We start from the raw sequence: 13,336 nt of genomic DNA on the forward strand, positions 1-13,336 counted from the left end.
TCCCGTTATGAATGAAAGACTAACAATTCAAGACCTTACTGACTTATTGGCAGCCAAACATAGCATGACCAAGAAAGACGCCGAAGCGTTTGTTAAAGAGTTTTTTCTCTTGATAGAGCAAGCCTTGGAAAACGAAAAGACTGTAAAAATCAAAGGATTGGGAACTTTCAAACTTATTGATGTAGATAGCCGGGAAAGTGTCAATGTCAACACAGGAGAGCGTTTCCAGATAAAAGGACATACAAAAGTCTCATTTTCTCCGGATGCAAATCTAAGGGATACGATAAATAAACCTTTTGCACACTTTGAGACTGTTGTGTTGAATGAAAATACAATTCTGGAAGATACTCCGATAGAAGAGACTGAGGAAGAAGAAACAGGAGAGGAAGCATCAGCACAGGCAGTCTTGAATGAGGTGGGTGGTGATTCTAAAACTACTATAATAGAAGAAAATGAAGGTACTGATGATGGTCTTTCGGAAAAAGAGCCGATTCAGGAAGAGCAAATAGCCAGTCAGCCACCTGTGGAAGAGTCTATTGAAAAACCTGCTATTACTGAGGAATCTGCAATAGCACAGGAATCGACAGAACAGACCTCTCCTAAAGAGTCTACAGAGACTGATATCGAAGAAAAGATAGAACAGCTGGAAGATGAAGAGGTTCCGGAAAAGGAAGTGATAATCGATGAGCAGCAAGCAGCATCTATAGAAGAAGAAAAAGAAGAGATCACTGCCGAAAAGATTATAGAGCAAGAGCTTCTAAAAGCAAATCTGCAACCTGTGACTCCCATAGTGCCTCCTGCTGAAAAAGAAATGATAAAACCTGTCCAACCGGAACAAGTATCCCAACCGGTTTCTAAAAAGACAGCCCCAGTGAAGGAAAAATCTCCTGTACCTTATTTAATAGCTGTTATTGTAGTCGTTTTGCTATTATGCGGAGGTGTCATTCTTTTTATTTATTATCCAGATTTATTTTCTTCTTCATCTGACAAGAATGCAATGGATATGCCGCCTGTAACCACCCAACCCGTTCAACCGGAAGCGCAGCTTTCTGATACGATTGCACATAAGGATACTGCAAAGGCAATAACGCCTGATGTATCCAAAGTCGCTACCACGACACAACCGGTTACCCCAAAAAAAGAAGAAGCTGTTCCTGTTAAAGCAGAACCTCAAACGGTCACACAACAACCTGCTACTCCTGTCTATCTGGATTCAGCATCTTATAAGATTACAGGAACTAAGACGAAATATACAATCAAAGAAGGAGAAACTTTGACTAGGGTTTCCTTACGTTTTTATGGTACAAAGGCAATGTGGCCATACATTGTGAAACACAATCCGAAGGTTATTAAGAACCCCAACAATGTACCGTATGGCACAACTATTGAAATACCGGAACTTACAAAAGAATAAGTAGTTATAATCCATTCACCCGACCATGCAAATCCTGTATTGGTCGGGTGAAGTGTTATGGATGTACAAAAGCGTATGAAAGTACCTTAATCTAAAGATTTCGCATTGTTTTTTAATAAAAATTAGTTGCAATCGTTAATTATATGGCGTACTTTTGGGGCAAAATAAAAAGCCTTATGACACAGGCAAGGCTTACATAAAATTAATGGGATTTAAATAATAAAATATTAAGTATTTATGGCTGAATCAATTGATATCCGCGAGCTAAATGAGCGGATTGAAAGACAAAGTGCTTTCGTTACCAATCTTACGACAGGTATGGACCAAATCATTGTTGGTCAGAAACATTTGGTTGAATCACTGCTTATCGGATTACTTTCCGATGGCCATGTCCTCTTGGAAGGTGTGCCTGGTTTGGCGAAAACTTTGGCTATTAAGACACTCGCTTCTCTGATTGATGCGAAATATAGCCGTATCCAGTTTACGCCGGACTTATTGCCTGCAGACGTTATCGGTACAATGGTTTACAGTCAGAAAGATGAATCTTTTAAAGTGCAGCGCGGACCTATTTTCGCAAACTTTGTATTAGCTGATGAAATTAACCGTGCTCCTGCAAAAGTACAAAGTGCTTTGCTGGAAGCAATGCAGGAACGTCAGGTTACTATTGGTAAAGAAACATTCATGTTACCGGAACCTTTCCTTGTATTGGCAACTCAGAATCCTATCGAACAGGAAGGTACTTATCCGCTTCCTGAAGCACAGGTTGACCGTTTCATGCTGAAAGTAGTCATTGATTATCCGAAGTTGGAAGAAGAAAAATTGATTATTCGTCAGAATATCAATGGTGAGAAGTTTAATGTGAAGCCTATTCTAAGAGCGGATGAAATTATTGAAGCACGTAAAGTTGTTCGTCAAGTTTATCTGGATGAGAAGATCGAGCGTTATATTGTAGATATTGTATTTGCAACTCGTTTCCCTGATAAATATGACCTCAAGGAACTGAAAGATATGATCGGATTCGGAGGTTCACCTCGTGCGTCTATCAATCTGGCATTAGCTGCTCGTACGTATGCATTCATCAAACGTCGCGGCTACGTTATTCCGGAAGATGTACGTGCTGTAGCACATGATGTTCTTCGCCACCGTATCGGATTGACCTACGAAGCTGAAGCTAACAACATGACTTCGGACGAAATTATCAGTAAGATTCTGAATAAGGTTGAAGTGCCCTAATTTGTAGTTATAATACAGTCAATAAGTAGTCATAAGTATCTATGCATGACTACTTAACTACCTACTAATTAACTACTGTATAAATGGAAACAAGTGAAATACTAAAAAAGTTCGCCAAATTGAAATAAAGACACGAGGATTGTCTAACAATATCTTTGCAGGCCAGTATCATTCGGCTTTCAAGGGTAGGGGTATGTCATTTTCGGAAGTCCGTGAATATCAATTCGGTGATGATATACGTGACATAGACTGGAATGTGACTGCGCGCTTCAATAAACCTTATGTGAAAGTGTTTGAAGAAGAACGTGAACTGACAGTTATGTTAATGGTTGATGTTTCCGGAAGTTTGGAATTTGGTACGATCAAGCAGCTAAAGAAAGATATGGTGACGGAAATCGCTGCTACTCTTGCTTTCTCTGCCATCCAGAATAATGATAAAATAGGTGTGATTTTCTTTTCAGACCGGATAGAGAAGTTTATTCCTCCCAAGAAAGGACGTAAACATATCTTATATATTATCCGAGAATTGATTGATTTCCAACCGGAAAGCCGTCGCACAAATATTCGTCTTGCCTTGGAATATTTGACAAACGTAATGAAAAGACGTTGCACTGCATTTATCTTATCAGATTTTATTGACCAGGAAAGCTTTAAGAATGCGCTGACCATTGCTAACAGGAAACATGATGTAGTAGCATTGCAAGTATACGACAGGAGACTTAGTGATCTTCCTCCAGTAGGACTGATGCGAATCAAAGATGCAGAAACTGGGCATGAACAATGGATTGACACCTCTTCCAAAGCTGTACGCCGGGCACATCGCGACTGGTGGATACAAAAGCAGACTGAACTGAACGATACTTTTACCAAAAGCAACGTAGATGCTGTATCCGTCAGAACCGATCAGGATTACGTAAAGGCATTGTTGAATTTATTTGCCAAACGAAATTAATGGAATCAAAGATGAATAGAAATATTATTCTGATAGCATTATTAGGTCTATTGTTTGTCAGTAAAGCAGTAGCACAGTCTGTTACAGTAGAAGCAAAAATTGATTCATTGCAGATACTGATCGGCGAACAGGCGAAAGTGCAATTGCAAGTAGCCATGGATGCCAAACAGCGTGCTATTTTTCCTGCTTACACTGATACGTTGGTAAGAGGTGTGGAAATTATAGAAACAGTCAAACCCGATACCCAATTCCTGAACGATCGCCAGCGGATGGTGATTACGCAGGAGTACATTATCACTTCTTTTGACTCTGCTCTATATTATCTGCCGCCAATGCCGGTTACCGTAGATGGGAAAGTGTACAACTCCAAAGCTTTGGCATTAAAAGTATATTCAATGCCGGTTGACACCTTACATCCTGACCAGTTCTTCGGACAAAAACCTGTGATGAAAGCGCCTTTCGCATGGGAAGACTGGTATGGATTGATCGCTTGCTCATTCCTGGCTTTACCTTTGCTTGGTTTACTGATTTATCTGATTGTTCGTATACGTGATAATAAGCCGATTATCCGTAAAATTAAAGTTGAACCCAAATTGCCGCCACATCAGGCTGCAATGAAAGAGATAGAACGTATCAAGACAGAGAAGGTATGGCAGAAAGGGCAATCGAAGGAGTACTATACCGAACTAACCGATGCTATTCGTACATATATTAAGGACCGTTTCGGATTTAATGCATTGGAAATGACTTCTTCTGAAATAATCGATCAGTTATTGGAAATGAATGATAAAGAAGCCATATCAGACCTAAAACTATTGTTCCAGACTGCTGATTTAGTGAAGTTCGCGAAGCATAATCCTCAGATGAATGAAAACGATGCTAATTTGATCAATGCCATTGATTTTATCAATGAGACCAAACAACCGGAAGAGGAAAATCAGAAACCGCAACCAACGGAAATCACTATTATTGAGAAACGTTCTTTACGTGTTAAAGCTATGCTGATTTGTGGAATTGCATTGTTATCAGCAGCATTGATCGGTACCTTTATATATATAGGTCTACAGTTATACAATCTTTTTGTATAAAGGATGTATAGCTTAATACTAAATAGTAAACTGTTAAATCATAAATAAAATGGTTTTTGCCAATATTGAATATCTGTTTTTGCTATTATTGCTTATACCGTATATTGTATGGTATATCCTGAAGCGAAAGAAAAGTGAAGCAACTCTTCAAATTTCGGATGCCCGGGTATATGCACATACACCTAAAAGTTATAAGAATTATTTGTTGCATGTTCCATTTCTATTACGCTGCCTTGCTTTAGTACTGGTTATTTTGGTTCTTGCACGCCCGCAAACTACTAATAAGTGGCAGAACAGTGAGATAGAAGGAATTGATATTATGCTGGCTATCGACGTTTCTACCAGTATGCTGGCTGAAGACTTGAAGCCAAACAGACTGGAAGCTGCTAAAGACGTAGCTGCAGAGTTTATCAATGGACGTCCCAATGATAATATCGGTATTACATTATTTGCAGGAGAAACTTTTACCCAATGTCCGTTGACTGTAGACCATGCTGTATTGTTGGATATGATACATAATATCAAATGTGGTCTTATCACTGACGGTACTGCTGTCGGTATGGGTATTGCAAATGCTGTAACCCGCTTAAAAGATAGCAAAGCAAAATCCAAAGTTATTATCCTATTGACGGATGGTACTAATAATAAGGGAGATATTTCGCCAATGACAGCGGCAGAAATAGCAAAAAGCTTTGGTATTCGTGTATATACCATCGGAGTAGGTACCAATGGAATGGCTCCTTATCCTTATCCAGTCGGAAATACGGTGCAATATGTAAGTATGCCGGTAGAAATTGATGAAAAGACATTGACAGAGATCGCCGGAACGACAGATGGTAACTATTTCCGGGCTACGAGCAACTCGAAGCTTAAAGAAGTATATGAAGAAATTGATAAACTGGAAAAGACTAAACTGAATGTAAAAGAGTATAGTAAGCGGGACGAAGAATATCATTGGTTTGCTTTAGCAGCTTTCCTCTGTGTCTTGTTGGAAGTACTATTACGTAATTCGGTACTCAAGAAAATTCCATAAGGATGTTTGTCAATCGTTATTTGCCAATCATAAAATAGTAAGAAGATGTTTCGATTTGGAGAACCTACATATTTATATTTATTGCTGCTATTACCTATTTTAGCAGCTTTCTACTTGTATTCCAATTACAAGAGGAGAAAGAATATCCGACGTTTCGGAGATCCGACTTTGTTGGCTCAGTTAATGCCTGACGTATCCAAATATCGTCCGGATGTAAAATTCTGGATTATTTTTGTTGCTATTGGTTTGTTCTCCGTATTACTGGCACGCCCTCAATTCGGTTCAAAACTGGAAACGGTTAAACGTAAGGGAGTAGAGGTAATTATTGCTTTGGACATTTCAAACTCCATGTTAGCGCAGGATGTACAGCCTAGCCGTTTAGAAAAAGCAAAAAGATTAATATCCAGATTAGTAGATGAGCTTGATAATGATAAGGTAGGTATGATTGTATTTGCCGGTGACGCTTTTACACAGCTGCCAATTACAAGTGACTATATTTCTGCTAAGATGTTCTTAGAATCCATTAGTCCTTCGTTGATTTCTAAACAGGGTACAGCTATTGGGGAAGCAATCAATCTGGCAGCCCGTAGTTTCACCCCGCAAGAAGGGGTAGGTCGCGCCATTATTGTCATTACTGATGGTGAAAATCATGAAGGTGGTGCAGTGGAAGCTGCCAAAGCTGCGGCAGAAAAGGGTATTCAGGTAAGTGTATTGGGAGTAGGTATGCCTGATGGCGCTCCAATACCGGTGGAAGGAACGAATGATTACCGCCGCGACCGGGAAGGTAATGTGATCGTTACCCGTTTGAATGAAGCTATGTGTCAGGAAATTGCAAAAGAAGGAAAAGGTATATATGTACGAGTAGATAATTCTAATTCAGCCCAAAAGGCCATCAATCAAGAAGTAAATAAAATGGCGAAGTCTGATGTAGAGTCGAAAGTATATACGGAGTTTAACGAACAATTCCAGGCTATTGCATGGGTTATTCTACTATTGTTATTGGCAGAAATCTTAATTCTGGATCGCAAAAATCCTTTATTTAAGAACATTCACCTGTTTTCTAATAAGAAATAGTTATACGTATGTTAAAAAGTAAATATATTCTATTCGCTGTATTTCTGTTAGCGGCAGCTGGTGTATCGGCTCAGAAAGCAGAACGCGACTATATCCGTAAGGGAAACCGTCTGTTTAATGATAGCGTATTTGTTGATGCAGAGGTGAACTACCGAAAGGCCTTGGAAGCTAATCCCAAGTCTACGGTATCCATGTATAATCTAGGAAATACCCTTTCGCAACAGCAAAAGTTTCAGGATGCCATGGAACAATATGTATCGGCCAGCAAAATAGAAAAAGATAAAATGAAACTCGCCCATATTTACCACAATATGGGAGTAATTTTCCAGGCTGGTAAAGACTATGCCAAAGCTGTAGATGCATATAAAATGTCACTGCGTAATAATCCTACCGATCATGAAACCCGGTACAATTTGGCTCTCGCACAGAAAATGCTGAAAGACCAACAAAATCAGCAGAATCAAGATCAAAATCAGGACCAAAACAAAGATCAGCAAAAGCAAGATCAGAAACAAGACCAGAATAAAGACAAACAGAAGGATCAGAAACAAGATGAAAAGAAAGATCAGCAGCAACCACCGAAATCTGAAAAGAAACAAGACAATCAGATGTCGAAGGAGAATGCTGAACAATTACTGAATTCTGTCATGCAGGACGAGAAAGATGTGCAGGATAAAGTGAAGAAACAACAAAAAGTTATGCAAGGCGGTCGCTTGGAAAAAGATTGGTAATATAAAGTTGATGATATAAATTTCATAAGCAATGAAAAAACTGATTATTATATTGATGGCATTGATAGCATATAGCACTCATGCGTTTGCTGATAAGGTGTCTTTTACTGCTTCTGCTCCTGATGCAGTGGTAGTAGGCGAACAATTCAGGCTGTCGTATATTGTAACTACACAAAAAGTGAAAGATTTTCGGGCACCATCAATCAAAGGTTTTGATGTATTGATGGGTCCAAGCCGTTCACAACAAAGTAGTACTCAAATAGTGAATGGTAATGTTACATCTACTAGTAGTATTACATTTACATACATATTAATGGCTAATAATGCCGGAGAATACACAATACCCGGTGCCTCCATTGTTGCCGATGGTGACCAAATGGTGTCAAACTCAGTAAAGATTAAAGTATTGCCACAAGATCAAGGTGGCAATAACGGGCAAAATAATAGTAGTAGTGGTTCTATACATTCCTCATCTAGTACAAGTGTCTCTAATCAGGACCTTTTTATTATGGCAAGTGCCAGTAAAACAAATGTGTATGAACAGGAGGCTTTTGTCCTGACCTATAAAATATACACCAGAGAATCCAACTTACAACTTAATAATGCGAAATTGCCCGACTTTAAAGGTTTCCATTCTCAAGAAATAGAAATGACAACTAATGCAAGATGGACTCCGGAGCATTATCAGGGACGTAATTACTATACAACGGTTTATCGCCAGTTTGTTCTCTTCCCACAACAATCAGGAAAGCTATATATTGATCCGGCACAGTTCCAGATGACTATCGGAAAACCTGTGCAATCAGATGATCCTTTTGATGCCTTCTTCAATGGAGGAAGTAATGTCATTGAAATTAAAAAAAATATTTCCACTCCTAAGATAGCAATAAATGTCAATCCGCTTCCTACGGGTAAACCTGCAGATTTTTCAGGTGGAGTGGGAGAGTTCAATATATCTTCTTCTATCAACAGTAAGGAACTGAAAACCAATGATGCTATTACTATTAAACTGGTAATATCCGGTACAGGTAACCTGAAGTTGATTTCTAATCCGGAAATTAAATTCCCGGATGATTTTGAAGTATATGATCCCAAAGTAGACAATCAAGTCAGATTAACCCGGGAAGGACTCACAGGCAATAAAATTATTGAATATTTGGCAATTCCAAGACATGCCGGAACATATAAGATTCCGGGAGTATCTTTCAGCTATTTTGATATTCGCTCCAAGTCTTACAAAACACTGAAAACAGAAGATTATGTAGTAAATGTTGAGAAAGGTGCAGGTAATGCGGATCAAGTAATTGCTAACTTCACGAATAAAGAGGACTTGAAAGTATTAGGTGAAGACATCCGTTATATCAAACAGAATGAAGTTACTCTCCAACCTAAAGGAAGTTTCTTCTATGGTTCAATGACATATTGGTTGTTCTATATCATTCCGGCTCTTGCCTTTATTATTTTCTTCATTATTTATCGTAAACAAGCTGCTGAAAATGCAAATGTTGCTAAAATGCGTACGAAAAAAGCAAATAAAGTGGCAACGAAGCGAATGAAGCTTGCAGGAAAATTACTCTCCGAAAATAAAAAAGATGCTTTCTACGATGAGGTATTAAAGGCATTGTGGGGATATATAAGTGACAAACTGAATATTCCGGTATCTCGTTTATCTAAAGATAATATTGAAGAAAAACTAAGAAATCACGGAGTAAATGAGGAACTGATCAAAGAATTCCTGAACGCATTGAATGATTGTGAATTTGCCCGGTTTGCTCCAGGTGATGAGAATCAAGCTATGGATAAAGTTTATTCTTCTTCAATAGAAGTAATAAGCAAAATGGAGAATTCAATAAAACATTAACCCAGAAGAGATTATGTCATGAAAAAGATATTATTTTTTATATTATTATCAATGTCGCTTACTTGTTTCGGACAAGATTCGTTAAGCATTGATACTAGACAAACGAATGGAGTTGATTCTATCCACGCTTCGCATACCACATTTTCCAGTAATACACTGGAAGATGCAACAAAAGCTGAAGGAGATTCCGCATATATAAAAGAAGATTATGCAGCAGCTATTCAGATATATGAAGCATTACTGAAAAATGGAGAAGCTGCCGATGTCTATTACAATCTGGGAAATAGTTATTATAAAATAGGGGAGATAGCGAAAGCTGTTTTAAATTATGAGCGTGCTCTGCTATTACAACCAGGAAATGGTGACATCCGTGCTAATCTTGAAGTGGCACGTGCAAAAACAATAGACAAGGTTGAACCTGTTCCTGAAGTGTTCTTTGTATCATGGATCAAGTCTCTGACAAATAGTATGAGTGTAGATGCATGGGCCACATGGGGGATTGTCTCCTTTATTCTATTGATTATCGCTCTCTATTTCTTTATATTCTCCAAACAGATTATGTTAAAGAAAATAGGATTCATATCAGGACTCATTTTGCTGATTGTCACCATTTGCTCTAATCTTTTTGCTTCGCAACAAAAAGAACATTTGGTTAATCGAAGTGAGGCGATAGTAATGAATCCGAGTGTAACAGTACGGAGTACTCCAAGCGAAAGTGGGACTAGCTTGTTTATTCTCCATGAAGGGAGAAAGGTAAGTGTCAAAGACAACTCCATGAAAGAATGGAAAGAAATTCGACTGGAAGATGGAAAAGTCGGGTGGGTACCAGCTTCTGCTATCGAGGTGATATAAAGGTCATTAATAGATTTTATATATTCAAGAAAAAAAGATAAGCAAATAATTTGTTTTATCTTTTTTTTGCTTGTTAAGTTTATAGCGTGATAAAAAAATCACATAGTATTAACCATTAAATTTATGAGACATGAGAACAATAACGTTTAATGAACTTCGTAAAATTAAAGATTCATTGCCTAGCGGTAGCATGCATAGAATAGCAGACGAACTTGGTTTGCACGTAGATACAGTGCGAAACTTCTTCGGAGGACACAATTTCAAGGAGGGAAAAAGCGTCGGAATACATCTCGAGCCCGGTCCAGATGGTGGGCTTGTAATGTTGGATGACACGACCGTTCTTGATCGGGCTTTAAAAATCCTAGATGAATTGAATATGAGTATGCAAAAAGAACAGGCTACCGAATCTGTGCAAGTTTAAAATATAACAAACTGAATCCCAATTGAATCAAACAATTGGGATTTCTTATTTGTTTTCACCTTATAAAATGTACATTTATGGAAGACAAATTAGTAACCCTGGCCATTCTGACATACACCAAAGCGCAGATCTTAAAGAATGTCTTGGAAAATGAAGGTATAGAAACCTACATTCATAACGTTAATCAAATACAACCGGTTGTTTCATCGGGAGTGCGTTTAAGAATTAAAGAAAGCGATTTGCCACGTGCTTTAAAAATAACAGAAAGTTCTACATGGCTGTCTGAAAGTATAGTGGGAGAGAAGGAGCCCAAAGTGAAAGATAAATCAAATAAGATTTTAATTCCTGTCGACTTCTCTAATTATTCGATGAAAGCATGTGAATTTGCATTTAACCTGGCAAAAATAGAAAATGCGGAAGTCATCCTGTTGCATGTCTATTTTACGCCTATATATGCTTCGTCGTTGCCTTATGGAGATGTTTTCAATTACCAGATTGGAGATGAAGAATCTGTAAAAACGATTATCCAAAAAGTCCATTCTGATCTCAATGCTTTATCAGAGAAGATAAAAGAAAAAGTTGCATCAGGCGAATTTCCCAACGTTAAATATAGCTGCATCTTACGTGAAGGTATTCCAGAGGAGGAAATCTTAAGATATGCCAAAGAACAGCGTCCTATGGTTATCATTATGGGTACCCGAGGTAAAAATCAGAAAGACATTGATTTAATTGGCAGTGTAACCGCTGAAGTTATTGACAGAAGTCGCACGACTGTATTGGCTATTCCAGAAAATACACCATTCAAACAGTTTAGTGAAGCAAAACGGATTGCCTTTATTACCAATTTTGATCAAAGAGATCTAATTGCTTTCGAGGCATTCTTTAATACTTGGAAATCATTCCATTTTTCTGTATCTTTGATACACCTTACAGATTCTAAAGACACCTGGAATGAAATAAAACTGGCAGGTATAAAAGAATATTTTCACAAGCAATATCCGGGGCTTGAAATTCATTATGACGTAGTGATGAATGATAATTTATTAAAGGGACTTGATCAGTATATCAAAGATAATCATATAGATATAATCACTTTGACTTCTTACAAAAGGAATATATTTGCTCGATTATTTAATCCAAGTATTGCCAGAAAAATGGTTTTTCATTCAGATACACCATTGCTTGTTATTAACAGCTGATCAGATCAGGCAAAAAATAAGCGTCCAAGATTAGGGAATAATTAATATTATGTTTAATATAAAAAGGAGTAATATAATGACCTTACTCCTTTTTCTATTTTTATTTAAATAAAGAAAATGATCTGTTCCACTCAAGTCCATATCAAATATAAGATTTTTCAATTACTACTTTAAATTATATGAATAAAAAAGAAGACTACTATTTCTAGTAGCCTTCTTATATTTTTTCAGAAAACGATCTTACTTCATCATCTTATCGATTTCTTCGAATTCAGGTCCCATATTCAAGTTATAGTAAACTCTGTAAAGACCTTGCAACCATAAATCTTGTTGATCGGGTTTTAAAGCTCTGGCTTTTTCATAGAATGGTTTAGCTTCTTCGTAGAATTTCTTAACCACAGCCTGTGCTTCAGCATACTTAGGATCATTGATGTCCGTTGTTGCTTTATCAGCATAATCCTGTGCTTTCATCAAATATACCAAACCTACATTAGAGTATGCTTCTGCATATTCCGGATCAGCAGCAATAGCTTTTTTGTAGTATTCGATTGCATTATCATATTCTTTCATATTATGATAAAGATATGCTTTTACATACAAATACAACTTGTTATTAGGATCATTAGCTAACATTCTATCAGCAAACTCCATAGCTTTAGAAGCTTGATTAGAACTATTATAATAATCAACCAAATTAGCGAAGAAATAATCATTTCCAGGGAACTTAAGGATGCCCTCTTCCAAAGACTTAATCCATGCAGCAGTATCCCCTTTAGCCTTGTAAGCATCAGCCATCAACTGCATTGCAAATTTGCCACCATCTTTATCAGATAAAGCCATAGGAGCATATTTGATAATTGCATCTTTATCACCCACTCTATCAGCAGCTAATGTTGCGTAATAAGCAATTTGCGGAATAAGAGTATCATTTTTAGCCAATTCTTTATCAGCTAACATCGGATAAGAAGCTGACTCCACATAGGTTGCAAAAAACTTCAAAGCTTCTTTATTCTTGTCCAGATTGAAATACTGAATACCACCATTAATCAAATTTGGACGTTCAGCCAACATACTGGAAGCATTAGCCTTCCGATATTTGTTTTTAACTTTTCCCTTTTCATTAGGTATTTCCGCTAATTCATCACACTTATTATAGTACTCATACATTTTCAAAATACTATTGTATACTTTCAATGTATCATACGGCTTTTTCAAAAAAGCATTTTTCATTTGCTCCTCGTTGATACGTCTCTGAATAAATCCAGCAACGTCCCATGTGTCAGCAAGATCCTTCGTTTCAGGATTCTTCATAGCTTCCTTAATAAGCTGTTCAGCCTGCTTAAAATTAGGTTTTACGTCATTAGCCATACTCTTTGCTTCCTTTACATTCTTCATTTGTGCGAATGAGAAGCTAACAGCCATCAATAAAACCATCGAAAATAATACTCTTTTCATGATTGTTGTTTGATTAATTATTA

At 37.4% G+C, this 13,336-nt stretch carries 11 protein-coding genes and 1 pseudogene; 11 read left to right on the top strand and 1 reads right to left on the bottom strand.

Features of this window, described 5'->3' with window-relative positions; all coding sequences use genetic code 11:
- Positions 1-7 precede the first annotated feature (7 nt).
- The 11 genes and pseudogenes from NXV01_RS17015 (at position 8) to NXV01_RS17065 (ending at position 11,858) form a co-directional block, all read left to right on the top strand.
- Entirely contained in the window at positions 8-1,414 is a 1,407-nt protein-coding gene (locus tag NXV01_RS17015) for an HU family DNA-binding protein (protein WP_259022942.1), read from the top strand.
- Positions 1,415-1,651: 237 nt separating this feature from the next.
- Positions 1,652-2,647, top strand: a complete 996-nt coding sequence (locus tag NXV01_RS17020) for a MoxR family ATPase (RefSeq protein ID WP_148366693.1) — start codon at positions 1,652-1,654, stop codon at positions 2,645-2,647.
- 83 nt (positions 2,648-2,730) lie between these two features.
- Positions 2,731-3,599: pseudogene (locus NXV01_RS17025) on the top strand (DUF58 domain-containing protein).
- The gene (locus tag NXV01_RS17030) at positions 3,599-4,687 is read left to right on the top strand and encodes a hypothetical protein (protein WP_085930530.1); all 1,089 of its coding nucleotides are present in this window, start codon (positions 3,599-3,601) and stop codon (positions 4,685-4,687) included. The pseudogene NXV01_RS17025 and the gene NXV01_RS17030 overlap by 1 nt, the downstream one beginning before the upstream one ends.
- Before the next feature lie 49 nt (positions 4,688-4,736).
- A complete protein-coding gene (locus tag NXV01_RS17035; protein ID WP_148366691.1) occupies positions 4,737-5,720 on the top strand; it encodes a VWA domain-containing protein in 984 nt (327 codons plus the stop codon).
- A gap of 45 nt (positions 5,721-5,765) precedes the next feature.
- Positions 5,766-6,794 (top strand): VWA domain-containing protein, encoded by a 1,029-nt coding sequence (locus NXV01_RS17040; protein WP_195650131.1) that lies wholly within the window; start codon positions 5,766-5,768, stop codon positions 6,792-6,794.
- Between the two features lie 8 nt (positions 6,795-6,802).
- Positions 6,803-7,525: a tetratricopeptide repeat protein gene (locus NXV01_RS17045; protein WP_004295972.1), complete on the top strand. Its 723-nt coding sequence runs from the start codon at positions 6,803-6,805 to the stop codon at positions 7,523-7,525.
- A gap of 31 nt (positions 7,526-7,556) precedes the next feature.
- Positions 7,557-9,386, top strand: a complete 1,830-nt coding sequence (locus NXV01_RS17050) for a BatD family protein (RefSeq protein ID WP_259022943.1) — start codon at positions 7,557-7,559, stop codon at positions 9,384-9,386.
- Positions 9,387-9,404: 18 nt separating this feature from the next.
- Positions 9,405-10,238, top strand: a complete 834-nt coding sequence (locus tag NXV01_RS17055; protein WP_074559635.1) for a tetratricopeptide repeat protein — start codon at positions 9,405-9,407, stop codon at positions 10,236-10,238.
- 130 nt (positions 10,239-10,368) lie between these two features.
- Positions 10,369-10,659: a hypothetical protein gene (locus tag NXV01_RS17060; RefSeq protein ID WP_004295969.1), complete on the top strand. Its 291-nt coding sequence runs from the start codon at positions 10,369-10,371 to the stop codon at positions 10,657-10,659.
- Between the two features lie 77 nt (positions 10,660-10,736).
- Positions 10,737-11,858 carry a universal stress protein gene (locus NXV01_RS17065; protein ID WP_148366689.1) on the top strand — a complete coding sequence of 374 codons (1,122 nt, stop codon included), beginning with the start codon at positions 10,737-10,739 and terminating at the stop codon, positions 11,856-11,858.
- A gap of 240 nt (positions 11,859-12,098) precedes the next feature.
- Here the strand turns inward: NXV01_RS17065 and NXV01_RS17070 are convergent, their stop codons facing one another.
- Positions 12,099-13,313: a M48 family metallopeptidase gene (locus NXV01_RS17070; RefSeq protein WP_074559631.1), complete on the bottom strand. Its 1,215-nt coding sequence runs from the start codon at positions 13,311-13,313 to the stop codon at positions 12,099-12,101.
- Positions 13,314-13,336 lie beyond the last annotated feature (23 nt).

The sequence above is a fragment of the Bacteroides sp. BFG-606 genome (genome assembly GCF_024788145.1).
Classification (GTDB): Bacteria; Bacteroidota; Bacteroidia; order Bacteroidales; family Bacteroidaceae; genus Bacteroides; species Bacteroides vicugnae.